Origin of the sequence: Fictibacillus barbaricus (assembly GCF_014635025.1) — a bacterium.
In the GTDB taxonomy this organism is placed as follows: Bacteria; Bacillota; Bacilli; order Bacillales; family Fictibacillaceae; genus Fictibacillus; species Fictibacillus barbaricus.
Genome location: NZ_BMCE01000002.1, coordinates 704,558 through 727,273 on the forward strand (window position 1 = coordinate 704,558; position 22,716 = coordinate 727,273).

Genomic DNA, 22,716 nt, shown 5'->3' on the forward strand with positions numbered 1-22,716 from the left:
GCCAGTGCTGTAGCTCAACAATAGAGTAACGCTTCTGATAATCCATATGCAAGTGTTGTTGCTCAAGGCAAGAGTAATGCTTCAGATAACACTTCAAACAGCGCAGTTACTCTTGGCAAGTGAAATGATGCTCACAACGACTAATAAATAAAACAGGGTATGGACATGTCCGTACCCTGTGTACATATTAGTCAGATATGTAATTGTCTGGGGTCTGTCCCCATTTACAATTAGTCGTTTCGGAAGAAGCCGTAGATGCCTGTTGTGTGAACGATATTTGTAAAGGCATTCGGGTCAACTTCTTTGAGCACTTTCTCTAAATCATATAATTCATAACGGGTGATAACGATAATAAGCATCTCTTTATCTTGCTTTGAGAATGCTCCCCTTGCCGGAACAATCGTGATCCCGCGGACCATCTTTCCGTGAATGGCTTCTTGGATCTCTTTTCCTTTTTTCGTTACAATCATAGCTGTAAGCTTTTCATGACGAGTATGTACAGCGTCGATCACTCGGGACGATACGTAAAGAGCAACAAGTGTGTACAATGCTTTTTCCCAACCAAAAAGAAAGCCAGCAGCAAGAATAATTAATCCGTTAAGCACAAAGAAGTAACCACCGATTGGTTTGTTCTTCATGCGTGACAAGATCATCGCAATGATGTCTAATCCTCCGGTTGATGCACCGTATTTTAATGTTATCCCTACTCCCAGAGCAGCGATTACTCCTCCAAAAACAGCATTCAGCAAGATGTCAGAGGACACAGCGGTAATCGGTATGATTTCAAGGAAAAATGTAATCATAAGAACACTTAGAAAGCTATATACCGTAAACGATTTTCCTACTTTCATCCATCCTAAAATTGTGACTGGTATGTTAAAAACAAAATACAAGATACCTGTTGTGATCGGAAAAGCCGTATTTGCCAGCAATGAAGATATAAGCTGGGCAACCCCTGTAAATCCACTCGCGTATACTTTTGCAGGAATTAAGAACATATTTAAAGAAACGGCGTTTAATAAGGCTCCGAAAATAATAAAAAAGATCTTCTTCGCTTCTGTAATACTTAGATCTGATATTCGAAAACGTTTTGTCATGTTTAAGTTCCCTCCTTTCGTAATCCAAGATTCATTTTTAACAGAAAAGGATAAGCCGCGTCAATAGCATAATTGGCTTTTTTCAACCATGGAGATTGCCTTTTCATCCAACCTCAAGTTAAACTATAGAAAAAGCCAGGCAGGTGAAATGACAATGATTACGATAATTACCGACACAGGTTCGGATCTACCTAAACAGATTTTGGACGAGTATGAAATTACAATGCTGCCATTAGTTGTTCAGGTAAATAACGAAGAATTTCTTGATCGATCTAACATAGAGCCGAAGCAGTTATATACACACATGAAGGAAGGCTCTGTACCAAAAACGGCACAAGTACCTCCTTCCATCATAAAAGAAACACTAACTTCATTTGCGCGAAACGGCCAATCAGCCATCTATATCACGTTATCATCTGGAATCAGTGGTACCTATCAGACTGCTGTTCTTATGAAAAATGAAGTTCTCGAAGATTTCCCTGATGCTGAAATTGAAGTCTTTGACAGCCAAGCAGCTTCTCTAGGTTACGGCCTAATGGTCTATGAAGCAGCAAAAGAAGCAAAAGAAGGCAGATCATTTAACGAAATCATACATACACTCAATCACTATCGCGACCATCTTGAACATATCTTTACCGTTGATGACCTCGAATATTTATTGCGCGGCGGACGTGTCAGTAAAACGGCTGCAGTTATGGGAACTTTATTAAAAATTAAACCCGTATTACATATGGAAGATGGTAAGCTGTTTCCATTAGAAAAACTGCGCGGCAAGAAAAAAGTACTTGGCCGTATGGTTGAGATCATGAAAGAACGAGCAGCAACACTTGATAACATCACCATCGGCATAAGCCATGCAGATGATACAGAAACTGCACAGGCATTAAAGGAGCTTATTATAGAAGAAACAGGCAATAAGAACATCTTAATCACGATGATCGGCTGTGCGATTGGAGCTCATGCTGGTCCAGGCACAATCGCTCTGTTCTTTTTAAATACACCTAAAAAAGTTTCTTAAAACATAATGAATAAACGATTACCTTCTTACAGATGTTAGTGACAGGAGGGATAATCATGACACATCGTTATACAAAAGATAACAATAAAAGACCCGAAGATAATCAAGCGATGAACCAATTAAGAAATGAAGCCGAACGTGAAAAAAAACATAAAGGAAAACAGCCTTATTCAAAAGAGCCTGATCATTTATAATGTACATGATAAAAAGCCCCCTAAGCCAGGGAGCTTTTTTTATTGCAGGGGAAATTTAATAATAAAACACGTAAAGTCATCCCCCGATCGAACTTCAATTGTTCCATTGTGCTTTTCTACAATTTGTTTGCAAACAGAAAGGCCAAGACCCGTACCAAGTGATTTTGTGGTTACAAAAGGCTGAAATACGTTTTCTAACAGATAATCAGGGATCGGGTTCCCATTATTGCAGATGGATAATGAAACGAATGTATCATCAATCTTCTTTAATGAAACCTTAATCCGTCTTTCGCCATCCCATCCGCTTAACTCTTCAACTGCATTAACAAGAATATTTAATAACACTTGTTTAATCTGTGAGCTGTCTCCTTCAATAACAACATCTTCACCTAGATCTGTACTCGTAACAATATTCGCTTCGGAAAACCGGGGATACATAAAATTCAGCATCTCTTTTAGAAGAAAGTTCACTGGGACTTTTTCCAACTTGTCTTCAAGGCCTCGCATCTTAGATAGATAAAGAAACTGAGTGATTTTCTCTTCAAGACTTTGCATCTCATTTTGGATAATGTCAAAGTAATAGTTGGATTGCTCTGTTTTCTCTAGTTCTTTTTGCAGAAGATAGATAAATCCCTTTACTGATGTAAGCGGGTTACGAAACTCGTGTGCAAAACTCGCAGCAATCTGTCCCAGCATGGTTAATCGGTCATGATGCATCTCTTGAATAAACTGGTTTTTCCGGTCAATGATTGAGTCCTTAAGTGCTGTATATTCTTTGACACTTAAAAAAACAAGCTGATCAAAATAGCACTGCATCTTTAAAACGCCTTCGCCTTTTTCTCGATCATTTAATAAGGAGCACATCAATAACTCATATACAATGCTTCGCCCAATATTAATATTGTGGACAAAATCTCCTACGTTTGCCTTAGCTTCAATCCGCTCTTTAGCAATCTTGCTGGTTAACCCATGTAACCTCTCAAGTGAGCCCGTTTTCAAATAATTTATCAACTCTACTATCGTTTGGTGACCGTTCTTCTTTACTTCTTCATAGAAAGGGTCATTTTGAGGCAACAGTACTTTCTCTAGCCATTTCTCTACAATGCTTGATTTTTGCTCGCTTAAAAACTGAGCAAGTTCTGTATTTGTTTGTGAGCTGGTACTGCTATCCAATTTAATCACCCTTTTAATTAACAACCTCTCTCCCCATTATGAAGGAGATTATATATTTCTACAATATATTGTCGAAATCTGTTTAAACCATGGAAAATTATACATGATGTATTCATTGATGGAGAAACTACTATATAAATGGGTTTGAAAGGATGGTATTCATGCATACGATGTGGAAAGGTGCAATAAGTTTTGGTCTTGTAAATATACCGATCAAGCTGTTTGCTGCCACTGAAAATAAAGATATAAAGATGAGATATTTGCACGAAAAGTGTCATAGTCCTGTCCAATATGAAAAGATCTGTCCCGTATGTGAAGAGACTGTTGATACAAAAGAAATTGTAAAAGGCTATGAATATGAGCCAGGTAAGTTTGTAGTAGTTGAAAAAGAAGAATTAGATGAATTAGCGGGAGCATCCGACAAGTCGATTGAGATTATAGATTTTATTCAGTTAGAAGAGATCGATCCGATCTTTTATAACCGCTCTTATTTTATTGGCCCTGGTGAAAATGGGACAAAGTCTTTTGCTCTATTAAAAAAAGCAATGGAAGACACCGGAAAGATCGGGCTTGCAAAATTCACTCTTCGCTCCAAAGAACATTTAGCTGCAGTTCGCGTGTATAAGAATGGCTTAGTCCTTGAAACGATCTTTTATCCAGATGAAGTAAGAAATGTAGAACATGTGCCAGGATTAACAGATGAGGTGTCTCTGAATGAAAAAGAATTAGAAATGGCAAAACAATTAATCGAACAATTAACCGCTCCATTTGAACCGGAGAGATACGAGGACGAATATCGTGAGGCTGTGTTAGAGCTGATCAATAGCAAGATTTCAGGCAATGAAGTTAAAGTGGCAAAAGAAAAACCGAAAACCAATGTTGTTGACTTAATGGAAGCACTTCAAGCTTCTATTAATGAGAGTAAAGGAAAAGGGGCTTCAGCTAAAAAAGAAAAAAACCAAAAGAACCTGCCTCTCAAAAAAGCACGGAAGAAACGAAAACAAAAAAGAAAAAATCAACGGCTAAAAAGAAAGCTAGTTCATGATTCAGTCATTTCTAAAACCGATGCTCCCTACTCTATCAGAAGAATTGCCGCTTGGGGAGAATTGGCTATATGAAGTAAAATATGACGGGTTTAGGTGTGCTCTTTATTGGGATGACACCTCGATCTTAATGACTTCGAGAAATGGTCATCACCTTCATGCAATTTTTCCTGAGGTACCTCTTTTTCTAAAGCCATTAGAGGACAATGTAAAGCATCTTTTTCCCTTATTAGTAGACGGCGAGCTTTGCATCCTAGAAAATCCCTATAAAGCAAGCTTTGAAGAAATTCAGAAAAGAGGAAGACTTAAACAAAGTGAAAAGATTGCACATGCAGCTAAGCTTTTTCCTTCTTCATTTTGTGCTTTTGATTTGCTTGCGGTAGAAGGAAATTATATTAATCAGCTGTCTTTCTTAAAAAGAAAAGAGAAATTAAAAAATGTGCTTCACCTGCTTAATAGAAATGTGAACGATATACTTCCGGCTTCTCAGATTAATTATATTCCTTGTACTGTAGATAAAGCGGAGATTGAAAAAACGGTTAAGAACTACAAGAGTGAAGGCATTGTAGCAAAAGATGTTTCTAACAAATGGTCTCCCGGAATAAGAACAAACAAGTGGATCAAGGTAAAAAACCTAAAAGTCCATACATTTATACTCCTTGGTTATGACACAGAAAATGGATTTTTTCATGTTGGTGTGTTGAAAGACAGTTCTCTTGTTTTTGTAGGGTTGTTTTCACATGGAATTTCTCCTAAAGAGAAAGAGGCTTTAATTCAAATTGTAAAACAAAATCAAAGCGGAAGATCAGGTTCTCTTATTTTGATCGAACCATCAATATGTATAGAGCTTTCGTATTTGGAGCTTTATAAAAATCAGCTCAGGCAGCCGAGGTTTCTTAAGTTTCGATTGGATGCTGATTGGGAGGAGTGTACATGGGAAAGCCTGCTAAAGAACAATTGAATCTTCAGGTGAACGGTGAGATAGTAACGTTAACTAGTCCTGACAAACCTCTTTGGCCGGAACGCAATATCGTTAAAGTCGAATACATGAACTATTTGACTCAGATGGCTCCATATATGCTTCCATTTCTAAAAAATCGCGCTCTAACCGTTATCCGATATCCGCATGGTGCGGGAGATGAGCGGTTCTACCAAAAAAATTGTCCTGACTATGCCCCACAATATGTGCTTACAGTGAAAGAAGAAGATATCAATTATATTGTCTGCAATAATCTTCCAACCCTTCTGTGGCTAGGCAACCAACTGGCATTTGAATTTCATATTCCTTACCGACCTTCTGGTACACGCTATCCGTCAGAGATTGTAATGGATCTCGATCCACCCTCAAGAAATGAGTTTCAACTTTCTGTGGAAGCCGCCTTAATGATTAAAGAAATATGTGATAGATTAAACCTGGTTACATTTATTAAAACCAGTGGAAATAAAGGCATGCAAATTTATATACCCTTGCCAACGGATCAGGTAACATTTGATGAATCCCGCCTATTCACTGAATTTCTAGCTCATTATCTTATTGAGCGTGAACCACAATGGTTTACGGTTGAACGTTTAAAAAAGAACAGAGGTAATAAATGCTATATTGATTATATTCAGCATGCGGAAGGCAAAACCATTATCGCTCCTTATTCTGTAAGAGGGAATAAAGATGCGCTTGTCGCAGCACCACTATATTGGCGAGAAGTGACACAGTCTCTTAAACCTGATATGTTTCCACTAACAACCATACACGACCGTGTAAAAGAAATTGGCGATCCATTCAAAGACTTTTTTACAATAAATCAAAAACAGCCAATCCTCCCTGTTCTACAAGCACTAAAAGAAAAAAGCCTCTAATGGATAAGACGACTTATCTGTTAGAGGCTTTAAGGATTTTATTTGAATGAACTGCAAGTCTGTCTCTCCACTAGCTTAAATGGAACGACTACTCGCTTTGCTGGTTTTTCCGGAAAGTGTATGCATTCCAATAATCCTTTAGCTGCTTCATATCCGAGCTGAAAGATATTGATATCTACTGATGTTAAGGATGGAGAAGAAAGTTCTGATAGCATAACATTATTAAAGCTTAATAGGGATAGATCTCCTGGAACACTTACCCCTAGTTCATTCAGTGTACTTAAAACACCAAATGACATAACATCATCGATTACAAGGAGTGCAGAAGGCGGTTCTTTTAAAGCGAGAAGCTCTTTAACTGCTTCCTGCCCCCCTTCTTTTAGGAACTCTTCATGAACGATATATTCATCTTTGTATGGAAGCCCTGCGTTGCGTATCGCTTTTTCATAACCTAGTAAACGGTCAATAGTTACAACTAGGTTTAAGTTGCCACCGACAAAACCAATTCGTTCATGACCAAGTGAAATCAAGTATTCTGTCATTTCTTGTGCTGCTTTAAAGTTATCATTATCAATATGGGTTATACTTTCCGCGTTCTTAAAAGGCTTACCGATTACAGTAAAAGGAAATTTCTGCTCTTGCAGATAACACATGATCCTGTCATCCACACGAGAATAAAGCATGACTATTCCGTCGACGCGGCGCCCCTGCACCATTCGAACAACACCTTCAAATATTTCATCTTCCGTATTTCCAGTTGACATATATAGTGCATATTCCTGTTCATGTGCAATTGTACTTATTCCACGAATTACTTCTGGAAAAAAGGGATTTTGAAATGCTTTATCAGCTGAACTTGGCATAACTAGCCCAATCGCTTGGGTGCTTCGATTTGCTAAACTTCGAGCATTGAAGTTTGGATGATAGCCAAGATAGTCCATTGCCTCTTTTACTTTTCGTTTTGTTTTTTCTGATATACGAGGGTTGTTTGCGATCACCCTGGATACCGTTGATGGAGCAACATCTGCTAATTTTGCAACATCTTTTATCGTAACTGACATGTCATAGTCCTCCTTTCAGACTATTTGGCTTAGTGTATCCGCTTACTTAATCCATCATAATTGTATAGAATCCATAGGAAAAAAGAAATACTAATTCCTTTCTAACCTTAACAATTTAGGAATTTTCCTTTCTTCTTTTCATGAAAAAGAACAAAATCCCAACTAAAGCCAAGATCCCAGCCATAATACCGTAAAGGAAAGTATACGAATCGGCATTTTGTTTAGAAAAGATGTATGCACTTTCCCCTTTTGCTTCTATCGCAACTGAACCCTCGTTTGCTGTAACCTCTGCATCTGACAAAAGATCAACGAGCTTTTTATTCTGTAATTCCTTATCAGAAAAAGTGATGGTAGATTTCCTTTTATCGTTGTTAAATACGATATAAAGTGTTTCATCTTCATACGTTCGCTTAAAAACAGCAATGCCGTCTTTATCAACAACCATAGAATAATCTCCGCGGCGAAGTGTTGGATGATTTTGCCGCAGTTTTCCAAGCTGTGCTGTAAACGTCTCCATGTCCTTATTATTGGAGAAGTTCATCATTCGACGATTGTCAGGGTCTTTTGCACCATCCATCATATGTTCTGTTCCTTGATACACAATCGGAATTCCTGGTGCTGTGTAAAGGTACGTTAAAGCAAGCTTAAGTCTTTTTTCTGGATCTTCTTGCTTCAATAACGCCTCACGCACAAAACGAATATTGTCGTGATTATCAATAAAGTTCCCTAACGTGTAAGGATCTTCGTAATAGTACTTGTTTCTTTCCCATACTGAATAAAGTTCAGAAAGTGATTGTCCGCTTTGTCTAAAAATACGAACCATTTCATTAAATAAAGGATAGTCAACAAAAGATTGGATGCCCGCTTTATTATAAGCTGCAATATACCTTGGATCGTTATGCCACACTTCCCCGATTAAATAAAAGTCTGGCTTTGCTTTTTTCACTCTTGCAGAAAATTGGTTCCAAAAATCTTTTGGAACGTGTTTCACTGTGTCCAACCGATAACCGTCAATATCAGTTTCATTAATCCAATATTCTGCTACATCTAAAAGGTAATTCCTCGTTTCATTGTTTTCAGTATTAAGATCAGGCAGACCTGCAAGCCAGCCATTCTCAACGTTTTGTTGGTCGTCCCAGTTGCTGATCTCCATCTGTGGATGAAACCAGTCCTTTTTAATAGGATCATCCAGCCAACGATGCTGATAGCCAGTATGGTTCACAACTAAATCTAAAATTACTTTAATGTCTCGATCATGCGCTTTTTTTACAAGCTGTTTTAATTCTTCTTTCGATCCAAAGTGCTCTTCTGTATCGTAAAAATCTTCCGTCCAATAACCGTGGTATCCTTTTGGTTCATTTTTTACAATTGGTGTCAGCCATATGGCTGTTGCACCAAGACCCTTTAAATAATCAAGCTTTTCAGTAATTCCTTTAAAGTCGCCGCCATGGTAAGCAGCAGGATCACTGATGTCTGCTTCAAAATCATTGCTCTTATCTCCGTTATGAAACCTGTCTATCATAATAAAATAGATGGTTTCGTCTTTCCAAGATCGCTCTTCCTTTTTTTCTGCAAGCGCTTTATTTTGAACAGATAAAAAAAGAAGAAACGATAAGCCCAAGAACATAATCCTTTTGCCCATCGCCGTTCCTCCTTGAGTGCGGTCCTTGTTTTTACCCTTTTGTACCGCCGGCTGTTAATCCGGATATGAAATAACGCTGCAGTGATAAGAAAAGCAGACCGATCGGAATTGCTACTAATACAGAACCTGCTGCAAAAAGCGTAAAGCTGTTTCCAAATTCATTCTTAATCATGTTAAACAAACCAACCGCAAGTGTCATCTTTTCATCAGAGCTGATGAGGATAGATGCTAAGATGAAATCTGCAAACGGTGAAATGAAACTGAATAGCGCGATTACTGCTAAGATAGGCTTTGATAGCGGAAGAATGATCTGCCAAAAGATACGGAAGTGACCAGCACCATCAATGCGTGCGGATTCGTCTAATTCTTTTGGAATCGTATCGTAATAGTTCTTCGCTAAATACGTGTTCATCGGAATTAATCCACCAACGTATACAAGAATTAATGCAAAGTGTGTATCAAGCAATCCAACCTGGTATGCAAGGATGTAGATCGCCAAGATTGCAACGAATTGCGGGATCATCTGTAGAATCAAGAATAATAGCAAACCGTTCTTACGTCCAATAAACTTATAACGTGAAAAAGCGTAAGCAGTAAGGCCAATAAAGATAACAGAAAGCACCATTGTGATAAAGCAGATTTTCAGCGTGTTCCAATACCAGATTAAATAGTCGGTTTCAGCAAACAGCTTTTTATAATGAGTCAATGTTGCATTCTCTGGAATAATCGTAGAACTTGATAATGTGTTACCTGGGTTGAAGGAAGATCCAATAACCCAGAGAATCGGATAGACAACGATAGCAATAGCTGACAATAAGACTAGATAGGACAGAGTTAAACGAATTCTTCTTGCTGTTTTTATGCTCATATTAAATCATTCCTTCGTCCTTAAATGATTTTGTTTTTCTAAATTGCCATAGGGCAAGCGAAACGATAATTAACGACAGCAATACGGTTACAGCTGCGGCCTTGCTATATTGAGCCGATGTCATCGTTAAGTTATAGATCCATGAGATCAGGATATCTGTCCCTCCTGCATTTTGATCAGCTACTGCAGGACCACCGTTATTAAAGAGATAGATAACGTTAAAGTTATTAAAGTTAAACGTGTATTGTGTGATTAAGATTGGTGCTGTTGTAAATAAGATCATTGGAAGTGTGATCTTACGGAATTTATCCCAGTTTGATGCACCATCAACTGTTGCTGCCTCATAAAGTTCACCAGGAATGGACTGAAGTACGCCTGTTGTCATCGCCATAACGAACGGGAATCCTAGCCATGATTGAATAAAGATTAAGGCGATCTTTGTGTAAAAAGGATCTGTCATCCAAGGTAAGGAATCGATTCCAAGTGGTGCTAAGATGGATTGGTTAATCGCTCCAAACGTGTCATTGAACAGACCTGAGAAAATTAAGATGGACACGAATGCAGGTACTGCCCATGGCAAGATCAGCAGTGTTCGGATAACGCCTTTAAACTTGATTTCCTTTTGGTTTAACACTACTGCTAAGAAAATACCTACTGCCACTTGGAGTGTTGTTGCTGTAAATGTCCAGATGATCGTCCAAGCAAATACAGACACGAATGTTTCACGCCAGATATCTAAAGAAAAGATCTCAATAAAGTTCTTAAAACCTACCCAGTCTACTAGTTTAGCGGGTGGTGAGTTATATAGGTTGTAATTCGTAAAAGCTAGAAGCAGCATGAAAATAATCGGAAAAATGACCACGAAGATCAATAGCAAGAATCCAGGACCAACCATTAAGTAAGGAAATCCTTTATCGACTACATTGTGGTATTGCTCTTTCAGTGTGCTTAGTTCCAAACCGTTATCACGCTTTTTCCCATTCTGATATGCGTCATATAAGTTAAAGTAATAAAACGCTAATCCAATCCCGACTACAAGTATGGAAATAACTCCGTTTACAAGCAAGAATATGGAGTGGTCACGAGGCACCTCAGTACCAAGTGTTACTATTCCCCAAAGGCCAATATTTAGAAAATCCAGGAATGCAATAAAATAACATACTGCTAAAAATAAGAATGCGAAGCCTTTAACAAACTGTTTGTTATAAAATTGCCCCATTCCTGGAATGATGGACAGCAACGCTGCCGTCTTTCGATGTGTCATTACAGGGTTCCCCTTTCTTTTGCCCACTAACTGCTTTGTGTTTTGTTCGAAAGATCTTAGGACCCATTCATCAGCAAAATCTTTCCAACACACACAATAGTGAGAGAAAGCAGTACCCGCGACGACTGGGTACCGCTTTCCTCTTATTGCTTATTACTTGCTGTGGTTTGCTTTAATGTTTTGTCCGATCGTTTTAACTGCGCTTTCTAGAGCAGCTTTTGGCTCAGACTTGCCTGTAGCAGATAATTGAAGTGCGTTTGCAGCTGGAGCCCAAACTTCTGCCATCTCAGGAATGTTAGGCATTGGAACTCCACGTTCAGATTGAACAGCTACAGCTTTAGCTGCTTCGTTGTCTGCAATCAGTGGGTCCTCCATTAAAGATACAACTGGAGGGATTTCTGCTGTCTTTTCGAAACGAGTTTTAGCGCTCTCTTCGTTAGTGATGAACTCTACAAGCTTTGCAGCCCATTCTTGATTTTCAGAGAATGCACTTACGTTGTAACCTTTAACACCGATGAACGTTTTAACATACTCACCGTTTGGAAGCTTAGGCATTGGCGCAACACCGATATCGATGCCAGCATCTTTGTAGCCTTGGAAAGACCAAGGACCGTTCATAACAGAAGCAACTTTACCTTCTTGGAATAGTCCGTCAATTGTTTGTCCGGCTTTTTCACCAATGATACCTTTAGGGAATAATCCGTCCTTATACCAGCTAGTGATGTAGTCTAATCCTTCAACAGCACCTTCATTTGCAAGACCAAGGTCTTCAGGATTCAAGGTACCATTGTCGTCTTTAAATACATAACTGCCGTATCCAGAAAGAATTCCATTTGCAAAGTAGAAGTCAGTCCAGTTTGCAAGGAAACCGTATTGTGCTCCACCTTTGTCACCTTTAGAGAAAGCAAGAACGTCGTCTAAAGATTCTGGCGCTTCTGTCATTTGCTTTTTGTTGTAGATAAATACTGGTGTTTCAGTTGATTTTGGAAGACCATAAAGTTTTCCGTCATATGTTAATGCGTTAATTGAAGATTCTGTATAAAGCTTTGTTACATCATCAGAGATTTCGATCGGCGCGATTAGTCCTTCAATCGCCAAAGGTCCTACACGGTCATGAGGAGTCGTGATAACATCTGGTCCTTTTTTTGCTGGTCCGTCAAGACGAAGCTTCTCCTGCTGATCAAGCATTGGAATTTCTTTTAACTCAACTTTGATGCCGTGTTTCTCTTCGAACTTTTTGATTGCATCTTCAGTTCCAGCACCTTTTTCTTGGTCTTCCCAGATCACTAATTTTTCAGGCTTGTCTGAAGCCGTTTCTTTTTTACCGCCAGTAGAAGAGCTGTCTTCTTGCGGTCCGCAAGCAGCTAGAGCACTTGCAGCTAGAGCAAAAGTTAAAGGCAATGCTAATAACTTTTTCATCAATTGTACCCCCTAATGTTATTAAGAATCCAAAGCATACAAACGTTTGCACAAAGTAGCAAAAAAAATGATCCTTTGTCTTTTTATAAAGTTTTTTGCCGTTTATGAAAACGATTGCATTACGTGTTCAATTTCATTATACCTTTGCTTAGAATTTTTACAATACTTTTTTAATTTTTTTGTTTCCGCTTTCATTTTCCTTGATTTTTACTTTGTAAGCGGTTTATACTATCACCATTACAAGTTGAAGGCAATGTACGATCCTTACGGGGTACAACCTAGGTATTTAATAGGTTGTGCCCCTTTTTTATTTTTTAAGATTAGAAAGGAGAAAATTCTATATGTTAAAAGAAGCGATCTATCACAGAGCTGGTAATAATTATGCGTATGCTTATGATGAGAAAACACTTCACATTCGATTACGTACGAAAAAAGGAGATGTTGACTCGGTCTCGTTAATTCACGGTGACCCTTATGACTGGACAAAAGAAGGCTGGCAAACTTCTTCTTCTCTTATGACATTAAGCGGCACTGATGAGTATTTTGATTATTACTTTATTGCTATACAGCCTCCTTATCGCCGTTTACGTTATGGATTTGAGATAAAGAGCGGTAAAGAAACACTGATCTATACTGAAAAAGGATTTTATGAAAAAGCACCATTTGATGATACTGCATACTATTTTTGCTTTCCATTCTTAAATGCAATCGACGTATTTCGTGCTCCATCATGGGTAAAAGACACAGTTTGGTACCAAATCTTCCCTGAACGTTTTGCAAATGGTGATACAAGCAACGATCCTAAAGGTGCCCTTCTTTGGGCAAGTGAAGAACCTCAGTTCAATAATTTCTTTGGCGGAGACTTCCAAGGTGTCATCGATCATATTGATCATCTCGTGAAACTTGGTGTAACAGGTATTTACTTCACTCCTATCTTTAAGGCAAAATCAAACCACAAGTATGACACGATCGATTATTTAGAGATCGATCAACAGTTTGGCGATAAAGAAACGTTCAGGGAATTAGTAAAAGTGTGTCACGAGAATGGTATAAAGGTAATGCTTGATGCTGTTTTCAATCACAGTGGTTATTATTTTGAACCCTTTCAGGATGTTCTAAAGAAACAGGAAGATTCGATTTATAAAAACTGGTTCCATCTTAGAGAGTTTCCGATCGAAACAGAGCCGCGCCCGAATTACGATACGTTTGCGTTCGTAGCTGATATGCCGAAGCTAAACACTGAAAATCCAGAAGTACGTGAATATTTGTTAAACGTTGCTCGATATTGGGTGGAGGAATTTGATATTGATGGCTGGAGACTTGATGTGGCAAATGAGGTCGATCATTCTTTCTGGAGAGAATTTAGAACAGCTGTCAAATCGGTTAAACCCGAAGCTTATATTTTAGGTGAGATCTGGCATGATTCAATGAGCTGGCTTCAAGGCGATCAGTTTGATGCTGTTATGAACTATCCCTTTACAAATGCAGCACTGGACTTTGTTGCGAAAGAAGCGATTGATGCTAAAGCCTTTGCAGAAAAGATGACATCAGTTCTCCACATGTATCCTGAAAACGTGAATGAAGCAGCTTTCAATCTCCTCGGATCACATGATACGAAGCGAGTTCTAACATTCTGTGATGAAAATAAAGATAAGATGAAATTACTTTTCCTTCTTATGCTTACTTTTAAGGGAACTCCTTGTATCTATTACGGTGATGAGATCGGGATGACTGGCGGAATGGATCCTGGCTGCAGAAAGTGTATGGAGTGGGATGAAGAGAAACAAGATAAGGACTTATTCGGGCATATCCAATCTCTACTCTCTCTTCGCAAAGAATTCAAAGTACTTGCAAATGAGGGTGAAATGAAATTCTTAACAGCTGAAGGAAAAACACTCGCTTATGAAAGATCAAAAGAACAAGAGAGTGTATTAGTCCTTATTAATGCAGGAGAAACTGTTGCAGAACTATCTGTTAACATGACAGAAGGCTACGAAAAGATCTTTGGTCATGATTTCACTGGTTCACTTCCTCCATACGGATTTAGCATGTTTAGAAAAAAATAAAAGCCATCCCCTTACCATATTAAGTAAGGGGATTTTATTTCAGGTGCTGCACTTTCTGCTACAATAGGAAAATAATCTACCAACAACGATGGAGGGGGATGTAGATGAAAGGAAATAAAGCTTCTAAGCTTTCCCTATTTGCCATTACGTGGCCCATATTTATAGAAATTATGCTGCACATGTTGATGGGTAACGCAGATACACTCATGCTCAGCCAATATTCTGATCATTCAGTTGCTGCTGTCGGTCTTACTAACCAGCTATTATCAATCATTATTGTTATGTTCGGTTTTGTTGCTACTGGCGCAAGTGTTGTTATTGCACAGGCAATCGGGGCAAAACTTGAGAGAACAGCAGCAGAAGTAGCTGTTGTAGCAATAATGGGGAATCTACTTTTTGGCTTGATTTTAAGTGCAGCCTTGCTCATCTGGGGCGATGTCTTTTTAATGTGGATGAACACTCCTCCTGAATTAATGACTGAAGCTTCAAGCTACCTCTTAATAGTAGGTGGGTTCTCTTTTATACAGTCCGTTATTATGACGATTGGAGCAGCCATCAGAAGTTACGGTTTTACAAAAGATGCCATGTATGTCACGATCGGCATGAACATATTAAATGTATTTGGTAACTATTTATTTATCTATGGTGCACTCGGATTTCCTGTTTTAGGTGTAGAAGGTGTTGCAATCTCTACTTCATTTAGCCGCTTTTTAGGGTTAATCGTCATTCTTTACCTATTATTCAAGAGAACTTCTGTCCCACTACCTTTTGCTAGTGTCTTTAAACTGTTTCCGCTTCATATTAAGAGCGTTTTAAAGATTGGATTACCATCAGCTGGAGAACACTTATCTTACAGCGGTTCTCAGATGCTGATAACGTTCTTTATTACATTGCTTGGCACAACAGCTCTGACAACAAAAGTTTACACATTTAATATCATGATGTTTATTTTCCTTTTTGCTGTTGCGATCGGGCAAGGAACGCAGATCCTAATCGGTCATTTGATCGGTGCAAAATCGTATGATTCCGCCTATAAAATGTGTTTAAATAGCCAGAAATACGCGATGATCATCAGTTTTCTGATGGCCGGAGTTGCCTCCCTTTTTGCAAAGCCGCTTCTTTCCATTTTTACAGATAATCCAGAGATCATTAAAGAAGGAACGCTATTGCTCTATTTAACGCTCCTACTTGAGCCTGGAAGGTCATTTAATCTTGTTATTATTTCAAGTTTAAGAGCAGCAGGTGATGTAAAGTTCCCTGTTGTTATGGGCGTAATCTCGATGTGGGGTGTCTCTGTTCCTCTCGCCTACATACTCGGTATCACATTTGATCTGGGATTAGCAGGTATATGGCTCGCTTTTACAGCAGATGAATGGCTGCGTGGATTGTTCATGCTATCGAGGTGGCGAAAAAGAAAATGGCAGAAGCAGCACCTTCTCCAAACAGCTGCAACCGCATAGGATGAGAAAACCGGAAAACATGAAGTTTTCCGGTTTTTTATTAATCCACAATATTAATCTTGTAGTCGGTCAGCCAGCTGTCGATCTGAGCAAGATGTGCCATGAGTTGTGGACCTGTCATGAGCTGGCCAAACCAAGGTTCTTTAAATGTTTCTCCGTTCGTATCAATGATTTCTTGGACCCGTTTTCGATTCAACACTTCTAACAATGGTGACTCCTTATGATCAACGATAGACTGGAGCCAATCTTTAACCCCATTCGTATAATCCGGATGGAATGTCTTTGGATACGGACTTTTCTTTCGATATAAAACGTCGTTAGGAAGGATTCCCGTTAGTGCTTTTCTAAGGATTCCCTTCTCTCTTCCGTCCAGCATCTTCATATCCCAAGGTATATTCCAGGCATATTCTACAATCCTATGATCGGCAAATGGCACTCTCACTTCAAGAGATGCTCCCATACTCATTCTATCTTTTCGATCTAAGAGTGTAGTCATAAACCAAATCATATTGAGATAGAAAATTTCACGTCTTCTCGCTTCTATTTTTGATTCGCCATCAAGTACAGGTGTCTCAATTATCGTTTCTTCATATCTTTGCTGAACATATGAAGCAAGATTTAACTTATTCGCCCATGTGTCTTGCAGGAGTTTTTGCCGTGCCTCTGTTGAACGCATCCAAGGAAACATCTGACGATTCAAAAGCTCTTCTTTATGAAACCATGGATAACCACCAAAGATCTCATCGGCACATTCCCCAGATAGAGCTACGGTTGACTGTGGCTTAATCTGTCGGCAGAACCATAATAATGAAGAATCTACATCGGCCATCCCAGGCAGATCACGTACAGTAACTGCTTCGCGAAGATGATTGATCAATAACTCATTATCTATTACACAGCTATGGTGAACAGAACCAGTCGCTTCAACCATCTGATTGATCCAATAAGCATCTGAGTTCGGCTGGTAATCGCTCGCTTTAAAATATTTATCGTTATCAACATAATCAATGCTGAATGTGTGCAGCTCTCCCTTGTTTTCTTCTTTAAAGAAATTTGCAGCAATAGCAGTTATTGCACTGGAATCCAAACCTCCCGATAAAAACGTACAAACCGGTACATCTGCAATGAGCTGGCGTGTAACAGCGTCATTTACAAGGCTGCGTACATTTTCAATCGTATCTTCGAGTGAATCATGATGAGGTTTACTCTCTACATTCCAATAACGCCAGATCTTTAATCCGTTTTTTGTGTATGTTGCGGCATGAGCAGGACGCAGTTCTTTAATCCCTTTATATACGCCATTACCCGGTGTACGCGATGGTCCTAAGCCGAACACTTCCTGCAGTCCTTCTCGGTCAACTACTGCTTTCATTTCAGGATGTGCCAGTATCGATTTTATTTCGGAACCAAACAAGAACATACCGCCCTTTTCTGTGTAAAAAAACGGTTTTACACCTAAGCGGTCACGGGCTACAAATAAGCTTTGCTTCTCTTCATCCCATATGCCAAACGCGAAGATTCCGTTAAATTTGTCGATGCATCCTTCTCCCCATTCTATATAGGAAAGCAGGAGCACTTCAGTATCAGAGTGTCCTTCAAATGTGTACCCTCTTTGTAAAAGTTCTTTTCTTAAATCCTCTGTATTGTACAATTCACCGTTATAACAAAGTGTATAATTTGTTTTGTTCTTTGTTCTTGTCATTGGCTGAACGCCGCCTTCAATATCTACTACGGCTAATCTGGCGTGGCCAAAACCTGCATGTGTGGTGCTCCAAACATTAAGTGCATCTGGTCCTCTTTTTGATAAGGGTGTCGCCATTTTTATTAAAATATTCTTTTCATTTATAAGGCTACGATTCCAATCTGCCCAACCGGTTATTCCGCACATTGGCTTCATCCTTTCTATACAAACTCCAAATTTCAGTACGCATGCCCATTACTCAGCATATGCTTTCATCCTTGTACGGGTGTTAATGAAATAATTTGTGTATGTTCTCACATCTTGTATATAATGAAGACATATTTCAGAAGATAAAAGGTGATAATTGGATGCCACAGTCGAAGTTTTTTCGTTTCGGTTACGGATTGCTGCTCATTTTTCTTATTATTTTAGTTGGAACTAAGATTGATTTTATTTTCAGACCGATCGTCGTCCTTGTACAGACGTTATTCTTTCCGTTTTTATTAGGCGGTGTCCTGTATTATTTGTTCCGCCCAGTTGTTCAGTTTTTACATAAGCGGAACGTGCCAAAGGTATTATCCATCTTACTCATCTACCTCCTGGCTATCGGACTCTTCGTATTATTGTTCTATTCTATTGGTCCGGTATTACAAAGACAGGTTAGCACTTTAGTAGAGAATACACCTGCTCTTATTGATGCGATTCGTTCAAAATTGTATGACCTTCAGCAAAGCGAATGGGTCAATCAATTCCAGGAAAGTGAACAGTTTGACTTAAAAGAAATCTCTGAAAAAGTTACAGCTTATCTTTCGTACAGTGTTCAAACGATTGGAACTAATATTGCTAATTTCATAGGAATCATCACTAACATCATCATGATTTTTGTAACAGTACCATTTATACTTTATTACATGCTAAAAGAGGGTGAAAAGGCGCCACATATGGTGCTGCAGACTCTTCCTGAAAAACAGCGTAATAATGGAACAAAAATTTTAAAAGATATGGATATTGCCTTAAGCTCTTATATCCAAGGGCAGATCTTGGTCAGTGTTTGTGTAGGTACTATGCTTTACATCGGGTACCTCATAATAGGTATCGAGTACTCACTAATCCTAGCAATTATCGCCATGTTTACGAATGTTATTCCGTTCTTGGGGCCGATTATTGGAGTCGTTCCAGCATTAGTCGTCGCGATCGTTGATTCCCCTGCTATGATAATTAAGGTACTGGTCGTTATGGTTATCGCTCAACAGATCGAGGGTAACGTGATATCACCGCAAGTTATGGGTAAAAAGCTCGACATTCACCCGCTTACGATCATTTCCATCTTGCTTGTAGCTGGAAGTCTTGGCGGATTACTCGGGTTAATCTTAGCTGTTCCGGTATATGCCGTATTAAAAGTAATCGCACTTCACACATACCGATTGATTAATTTGAGAAGAGCAAAAGAATTAGAGGATTAAGAGGAAAAAGCACCGGCTGTGACTGGTGCTTTTTTGTGTGGATTTGATAGGAGTGTATGGATTGAATGGCGTGCTCGTAAATCTTGGATTCCGCTCGTAAATCTTGGATTCCGCTCGTAAATCTTGGATTCCGCTCGTAAATCTTGGATTCCGCTCGTAAATCTTGGATTCCGCTCGTAAATCTTGGATTCCGCTCGTAAATCTTGGATTCCGCTCGTTCAGCGAGCATACATGCCGCTGAACGAGCTTAAAAGAAAACTCTGCATCTATAAAATAAAAACACACCATTTCCCTAAAAATGGTGTGTTCTTTCAATTATTTCGCTTCTTGAGGCTCTTTGTCGTAGATTGGCACCCAGCCTTCTTTTGATTTAAAGATACGAACCGCTACTACTTTGCGGTCTTCTTGCAGTGTGAAATAATGACGGAAGTTTTCAGGAACTGAGATCAGGTCACCTGGTTCAAGTTCTACATCAAAAAATCTTCCGTTCGGCCCCTCAATCGCAAAGATACCATGGCCAGAAACAATGAAGCGCACCTCATCATCTGTATGGTGGTGTTCGGCTAGGAAGTTTTTCAAAAGTTCATCCAAATTTGGAGTTGCATCTGAAAGGGAGATAACATCTTCGGTTACATACCCACGGCGTGTAGAGATATCATCGATCTCACTGCGGAATGTTTGGATAACCTCTGCTTTTTCTTCGTCACTTAAAGAGTAGTTCTCGCGAAGATGTGCGGGAAGTTTTTCGATATCCCACTTCTCATAAATAACTTCTTGGGAATTCAAATACGTTTCTACCTCACTTTGGTTTTCAATTCTTTCGTTGTTATCATGAAATCGTAGTTGTGCCATTTTTAACGCCTCCAAATGAATTATTTTTATTTAAAAAAGTAAGAGTCTGCAGTTTTATTTGGTATGAGAACAAAAACTCAAATGCTTCTAAATGCTTTTTAGCTTCAAATGCATTTCTGCCCCATACGGTAATTCCATGATTGCGAATCAGTACTGCCTTCGTTTCAGGTTTTATTACAGCACCAACAGCTTCAGACAATTTAGTTAAGTCTGCATAGTTTTCCACGATCGGAACTGTGATCTTACCGTCTTCCTCCCAGATTCCAAATGCTTTGATCAATTCTTGGCCTTGAAATGTGATCTCGCCCTCATCACCGTAAATTTCGGAGATCAAATTGTTATCAACGGTGTGGACGTGGAGACAGCAGCCCGCATCTGTTAACCGGTAAACTTCACAATGTATCCCCGTTTCAGCAGAAGCATTAAGATGGGTTTCTTCAACAGGCTTGCCGTAACCATCAACAAGCAAAAAGTCTTCAGAAGTACGTTTGGTTTTTTCTTTTCCGCTTGCAGAAACATAAAAGGCAAGCGGAGAATCACTCACTTTTATAGAAACATTGCCGCTTGTGCCAGGAAACCAGTTCCTAGCTGCTAATTCATCTTTTACATCAGCAAGTTCGTTCCAGCGCTGCTGTTTCGTCAACTTCTTACACCTCTTTTCTCTAATGCATGAATAACGTCATAAAACGTTTCAAAAGGTGTAAATGGAATGTTGTTTTCTTGACATTTTTTGATTAGATAATCTCTTGCAAAAACAACATCCGCTAGTTTTGATGCTTGCAGATCAGTTATGGAATCACCAATCACGATCTTTTCTGCAACTCTGTACCGAGTCACTAGTCCACGTATTACAGAGGGCTTACAGCAGCCACAGTCATTTTCACAGAGGGCATCGCATGCATTCGGCCATGTGATTTTAATTGTATCTCCCGAGAAATCACTGGCATTACAGATAATCTGCTCGGGTTCAATTTTATTTTTTAATACAGGATAAACAAAGAAATCGATACCACCGCTTACGATGTAGAGTGGGATGTTCTCCTTCTTCGTGTAGTCGATGAATTCTTGAAAGCCATCTCTAATCTTAGACCGGGTTAAGACAAAATCGATAATCTCTTGTTTTTTTTCAGAAGAAATTCTCGAAAACATCTTCCCTACCCCTTCACGGATCGAGATCGTTTCATTCAAGATGTCATTTACGATCGGCTGCCAGCCTTCAGGGGCAAATTCCTCCATAATGGCAACGATGTTATCCTTCTCGGTTACAGTGCCATCAAAATCGCAAAAGATTACGGATTCATGGGTTGTCATTTAACGGGAACCCCTCCCCAAAGCTCTAATGCTTTTTGAAGTTCAGAGTGCGTGTCTGCATAATCACCAAAGTCTTCACCCTTAATAACTGCATCTACAGCTTGACGAAAAGCACGAGCACCACCTGCAGCTCCATCTGGATGACCGTGGATTCCGCCTCCCGCATTGATAACACTGTCTATACCAAAGTCATTGAATAAAACTGGTGTCAGGCCGGGATGTATTCCTGCTGAAGGCACTGGGAATGCTTTTTTCAGCGCAATCGACTCTGTCGTTAAAGACTCGGCAATGCTTAATGTTTCACTTCGCTCAAGTGCAACACTGCCATAAGATGACGGGAACAATACAAGATCTGCACCTGCATAACGCAGTAATTTACCTAGCAAAACAGAATAGCTTATCCCATATAGTGCAGATGAACCGATCGCACCTGATAATGCTGGATGCGCCATGATTGGAAGCGGTATTTCTTTATCCTCAGCCAACTCCTGAAGTACATCAGGTCCATAAGACAGTACGTTAAACAATAGAGCATTCGCTCCTAATTCTGCAGCACGTCTTGCTTTATCGCGCAGTCCGCTTGTTCTCCCTGTAAGGTTCACGGCATAAAGCGTCTTTTCTCCAGTACGTCCTTCAACTGAATCTAAAACTTCTTTAGCAGCTTTAATCCGTTCTTCAAAAGGAGTAAGCGGGTTTTCAAATAAAATCTCGTCATCCTTTACTAGATCTACTCCGCCTAGAGCTTGCTCATACAGCTGCTGTTTAAAAAACGATAGGTCCTTGCCAAGCACTCCTTTAAAAATGCTCATCACCAGGGGACGATTATGTACGCCCAAAATGTCTCTAATCCCTGAGATACCATATTTCGGACCTGGAAAACGTTGCTCTAGTTGTTTATCAAACTCTAAATCAACCAGCTTGATCTCCCCATCTAACGAAAGCTTTCCGAATACAGTTGTAAGAATGGCCGGTATATCGTTGGAAAAATTGGCTGAAGGGTATGAAATTTTCAGCAGTCCTTTTTTCCTTTTGCTGCCCAGATATTGATCGGCAGCTGTATCCCCAGGAAGCTCTCTCACTTCTTCAACAATTCCCTTATGTTTTAAAAGCTGATCCTGTTCAAGTTGAGGAAGATCTGTCCACGAACCAACCGTTAATCCCAGAGCAATGCCCTCTGCCTTTTTCTCTAGATTCTCTTTTTTATCATGCACCAAATACGTTGCAGTAATTTTGCTCATGTTGAATAAACT

General features: G+C 39.3%; 20 protein-coding genes. 8 read left to right on the plus strand and 12 right to left on the minus strand.

Going from position 1 to position 22,716, the window contains the following annotated elements; all coding sequences use genetic code 11:
- Positions 1 to 230 precede the first annotated feature (230 nt).
- Positions 231 to 1,097: a YitT family protein gene (locus tag IEV52_RS13000; protein WP_188402950.1), complete on the minus strand. Its 867-nt coding sequence runs from the start codon at positions 1,095 to 1,097 to the stop codon at positions 231 to 233.
- A gap of 88 nt (positions 1,098 to 1,185) precedes the next feature.
- On the opposite strand from IEV52_RS13000, the gene IEV52_RS13005 reads away from it, so the two are divergent.
- Together IEV52_RS13005 and IEV52_RS13010 are read left to right on the plus strand one after the other, a co-directional pair.
- On the plus strand, positions 1,186 to 2,115 hold the full coding sequence (locus tag IEV52_RS13005; RefSeq protein WP_229754281.1) for a DegV family protein: 930 nt from the start codon (positions 1,186 to 1,188) through the stop codon (positions 2,113 to 2,115).
- Between the two features lie 56 nt (positions 2,116 to 2,171).
- Positions 2,172 to 2,309, plus strand: a complete 138-nt coding sequence (locus tag IEV52_RS13010; RefSeq protein WP_188402951.1) for a hypothetical protein — start codon at positions 2,172 to 2,174, stop codon at positions 2,307 to 2,309.
- Between the two features lie 39 nt (positions 2,310 to 2,348).
- On the opposite strand, the gene IEV52_RS13015 is transcribed toward IEV52_RS13010, so the two are convergent.
- Complete coding sequence (locus IEV52_RS13015; RefSeq protein WP_188402952.1) at positions 2,349 to 3,482, minus strand: histidine kinase N-terminal domain-containing protein; 1,134 nt, start codon at positions 3,480 to 3,482, stop codon at positions 2,349 to 2,351.
- 161 nt (positions 3,483 to 3,643) lie between these two features.
- On the opposite strand from IEV52_RS13015, the gene ku reads away from it, so the two are divergent.
- From ku to ligD, 3 genes are read left to right on the plus strand one after another with little or no spacing between them, the layout of a single operon-like run.
- Positions 3,644 to 4,600 (plus strand): non-homologous end joining protein Ku, encoded by a 957-nt coding sequence (ku, locus tag IEV52_RS13020; RefSeq protein WP_188402953.1) that lies wholly within the window; start codon positions 3,644 to 3,646, stop codon positions 4,598 to 4,600.
- Entirely contained in the window at positions 4,524 to 5,486 is a 963-nt protein-coding gene (locus tag IEV52_RS13025) for an ATP-dependent DNA ligase (RefSeq protein ID WP_188402954.1), read from the plus strand. The genes ku and IEV52_RS13025 overlap by 77 nt, the downstream gene beginning before the upstream one ends.
- Positions 5,459 to 6,379, plus strand: coding sequence for a non-homologous end-joining DNA ligase (gene ligD / locus IEV52_RS13030; RefSeq protein ID WP_188402955.1), 921 nt, complete (start codon positions 5,459 to 5,461; stop codon positions 6,377 to 6,379). The genes IEV52_RS13025 and ligD overlap by 28 nt, the downstream gene beginning before the upstream one ends.
- 38 nt (positions 6,380 to 6,417) lie before the next feature.
- On the opposite strand, the gene IEV52_RS13035 is transcribed toward ligD, so the two are convergent.
- The 5 genes from IEV52_RS13035 to IEV52_RS13055 form a co-directional block, all read right to left on the minus strand.
- Positions 6,418 to 7,440, minus strand: a complete 1,023-nt coding sequence (locus tag IEV52_RS13035; protein WP_188402956.1) for a LacI family DNA-binding transcriptional regulator — start codon at positions 7,438 to 7,440, stop codon at positions 6,418 to 6,420.
- A gap of 115 nt (positions 7,441 to 7,555) precedes the next feature.
- Positions 7,556 to 9,082 (minus strand): alpha-amylase family glycosyl hydrolase, encoded by a 1,527-nt coding sequence (locus IEV52_RS13040; RefSeq protein ID WP_188402957.1) that lies wholly within the window; start codon positions 9,080 to 9,082, stop codon positions 7,556 to 7,558.
- Between the two features lie 31 nt (positions 9,083 to 9,113).
- Positions 9,114 to 9,950 carry a sugar ABC transporter permease gene (locus IEV52_RS13045; protein WP_188402958.1) on the minus strand — a complete coding sequence of 279 codons (837 nt, stop codon included), beginning with the start codon at positions 9,948 to 9,950 and terminating at the stop codon, positions 9,114 to 9,116.
- A 1-nt stretch (position 9,951) separates the two neighbouring features.
- Positions 9,952 to 11,214, minus strand: coding sequence for a carbohydrate ABC transporter permease (locus tag IEV52_RS13050; protein WP_188402959.1), 1,263 nt, complete (start codon positions 11,212 to 11,214; stop codon positions 9,952 to 9,954).
- A 153-nt stretch (positions 11,215 to 11,367) separates the two neighbouring features.
- Positions 11,368 to 12,633 (minus strand): extracellular solute-binding protein, encoded by a 1,266-nt coding sequence (locus IEV52_RS13055; protein WP_188402960.1) that lies wholly within the window; start codon positions 12,631 to 12,633, stop codon positions 11,368 to 11,370.
- Positions 12,634 to 12,974: 341 nt separating this feature from the next.
- Between IEV52_RS13055 and IEV52_RS13060 the strand changes: the two genes are divergently transcribed.
- Entirely contained in the window at positions 12,975 to 14,699 is a 1,725-nt protein-coding gene (locus IEV52_RS13060; RefSeq protein WP_188402961.1) for a glycoside hydrolase family 13 protein, read from the plus strand.
- A 104-nt stretch (positions 14,700 to 14,803) separates the two neighbouring features.
- Positions 14,804 to 16,159, plus strand: coding sequence for an MATE family efflux transporter (locus tag IEV52_RS13065; protein ID WP_188402962.1), 1,356 nt, complete (start codon positions 14,804 to 14,806; stop codon positions 16,157 to 16,159).
- Between the two features lie 40 nt (positions 16,160 to 16,199).
- On the opposite strand, the gene asnB is transcribed toward IEV52_RS13065, so the two are convergent.
- Positions 16,200 to 18,047: an asparagine synthase (glutamine-hydrolyzing) gene (gene asnB, locus IEV52_RS13070; protein WP_188402963.1), complete on the minus strand. Its 1,848-nt coding sequence runs from the start codon at positions 18,045 to 18,047 to the stop codon at positions 16,200 to 16,202.
- 161 nt (positions 18,048 to 18,208) lie between these two features.
- Between asnB and IEV52_RS13075 the strand changes: the two genes are divergently transcribed.
- Positions 18,209 to 19,303, plus strand: a complete 1,095-nt coding sequence (locus IEV52_RS13075) for an AI-2E family transporter (protein ID WP_188402964.1) — start codon at positions 18,209 to 18,211, stop codon at positions 19,301 to 19,303.
- A 315-nt stretch (positions 19,304 to 19,618) separates the two neighbouring features.
- Here IEV52_RS13075 and IEV52_RS13080 read toward each other — a convergent pair whose 3' ends face one another.
- The 4 genes from IEV52_RS13080 to IEV52_RS13095 are packed head-to-tail and all read right to left on the minus strand — an operon-like array spanning position 19,619 to position 22,704.
- Positions 19,619 to 20,155, minus strand: a complete 537-nt coding sequence (locus IEV52_RS13080) for a 1,2-dihydroxy-3-keto-5-methylthiopentene dioxygenase (protein ID WP_188402965.1) — start codon at positions 20,153 to 20,155, stop codon at positions 19,619 to 19,621.
- Positions 20,133 to 20,798 (minus strand): methylthioribulose 1-phosphate dehydratase, encoded by a 666-nt coding sequence (locus IEV52_RS13085; protein ID WP_188402966.1) that lies wholly within the window; start codon positions 20,796 to 20,798, stop codon positions 20,133 to 20,135. Before IEV52_RS13085 ends, IEV52_RS13080 begins: the two co-directional genes overlap by 23 nt.
- A complete protein-coding gene (locus IEV52_RS13090) occupies positions 20,795 to 21,466 on the minus strand; it encodes a 2-hydroxy-3-keto-5-methylthiopentenyl-1-phosphate phosphatase (protein ID WP_188402967.1) in 672 nt (223 codons plus the stop codon). Before IEV52_RS13090 ends, IEV52_RS13085 begins: the two co-directional genes overlap by 4 nt.
- Positions 21,463 to 22,704, minus strand: coding sequence for a 2,3-diketo-5-methylthiopentyl-1-phosphate enolase (locus IEV52_RS13095; protein ID WP_188402968.1), 1,242 nt, complete (start codon positions 22,702 to 22,704; stop codon positions 21,463 to 21,465). The genes IEV52_RS13090 and IEV52_RS13095 overlap by 4 nt, the downstream gene beginning before the upstream one ends.
- Between the last annotated feature and the right edge of the window lie 12 nt (positions 22,705 to 22,716).

Bases quoted from the DNA above. Each gene is read 5' to 3' on its own strand.
- ligD (WP_188402955.1), top strand. From the start codon at position 5,459: ATGGGAAAGCCTGCTAAAGAACAATTGAATCTTCAGGTGAACGGTGAG.
- asnB (WP_188402963.1), bottom strand. From the start codon at position 18,047: ATGTGCGGAATAACCGGTTGGGCAGATTGGAATCGTAGCCTTATAAAT.
- IEV52_RS13035 (WP_188402956.1), bottom strand. From the start codon at position 7,440: ATGTCAGTTACGATAAAAGATGTTGCAAAATTAGCAGATGTTGCTCCA.
- IEV52_RS13060 (WP_188402961.1), top strand. From the start codon at position 12,975: ATGTTAAAAGAAGCGATCTATCACAGAGCTGGTAATAATTATGCGTAT.
- IEV52_RS13025 (WP_188402954.1), top strand. From the start codon at position 4,524: ATGATTCAGTCATTTCTAAAACCGATGCTCCCTACTCTATCAGAAGAA.
- IEV52_RS13040 (WP_188402957.1), bottom strand. From the start codon at position 9,082: ATGGGCAAAAGGATTATGTTCTTGGGCTTATCGTTTCTTCTTTTTTTA.
- IEV52_RS13065 (WP_188402962.1), top strand. From the start codon at position 14,804: ATGAAAGGAAATAAAGCTTCTAAGCTTTCCCTATTTGCCATTACGTGG.
- IEV52_RS13000 (WP_188402950.1), bottom strand. From the start codon at position 1,097: ATGACAAAACGTTTTCGAATATCAGATCTAAGTATTACAGAAGCGAAG.
- IEV52_RS13055 (WP_188402960.1), bottom strand. From the start codon at position 12,633: ATGAAAAAGTTATTAGCATTGCCTTTAACTTTTGCTCTAGCTGCAAGT.
- IEV52_RS13010 (WP_188402951.1), top strand. From the start codon at position 2,172: ATGACACATCGTTATACAAAAGATAACAATAAAAGACCCGAAGATAAT.
- IEV52_RS13005 (WP_229754281.1), top strand. From the start codon at position 1,186: ATGGAGATTGCCTTTTCATCCAACCTCAAGTTAAACTATAGAAAAAGC.
- IEV52_RS13075 (WP_188402964.1), top strand. From the start codon at position 18,209: ATGCCACAGTCGAAGTTTTTTCGTTTCGGTTACGGATTGCTGCTCATT.
- IEV52_RS13095 (WP_188402968.1), bottom strand. From the start codon at position 22,704: ATGAGCAAAATTACTGCAACGTATTTGGTGCATGATAAAAAAGAGAAT.
- IEV52_RS13045 (WP_188402958.1), bottom strand. From the start codon at position 9,950: ATGAGCATAAAAACAGCAAGAAGAATTCGTTTAACTCTGTCCTATCTA.
- IEV52_RS13090 (WP_188402967.1), bottom strand. From the start codon at position 21,466: ATGACAACCCATGAATCCGTAATCTTTTGCGATTTTGATGGCACTGTA.
- IEV52_RS13050 (WP_188402959.1), bottom strand. From the start codon at position 11,214: ATGACACATCGAAAGACGGCAGCGTTGCTGTCCATCATTCCAGGAATG.
- IEV52_RS13080 (WP_188402965.1), bottom strand. From the start codon at position 20,155: ATGGCACAACTACGATTTCATGATAACAACGAAAGAATTGAAAACCAA.
- ku (WP_188402953.1), top strand. From the start codon at position 3,644: ATGCATACGATGTGGAAAGGTGCAATAAGTTTTGGTCTTGTAAATATA.